Annotated in this window: 1 protein-coding gene; it reads left to right on the forward strand. The window is 56.4% G+C overall.

What is annotated here, in order from left to right:
- Window positions 1-236: DUF2813 domain-containing protein (locus tag V5P19_RS24530; protein WP_334408114.1), on the forward strand; the 236-nt coding region annotated here is incomplete at both ends.

Genomic DNA, 236 nt, shown 5'->3' on the forward strand with positions numbered 1-236 from the left:
AGTCACCGCGCGCCAGCTCGATTTCCTCGCCCGTGAGTTATCCTCACATCCGCAAAATCTCTCTGATGGGCAGATTCGTCAGGGACTTTCCGCAATGGTACAGCTGCTTGAGCATTATTTCTCTGAGCAGGGGGCCGGACAGGCGCGATATCGTTTAATGCGGCGGCGGGCCAGCAATGAGCAACGAAGCTGGCGCTATCTGGACATCATCAACCGGATGATTGACCGACCTGGAG

The organism is Enterobacter sp. UNJFSC 003, assembly GCF_036903355.1.
Lineage (GTDB): Bacteria > Pseudomonadota > Gammaproteobacteria > Enterobacterales > Enterobacteriaceae > Enterobacter.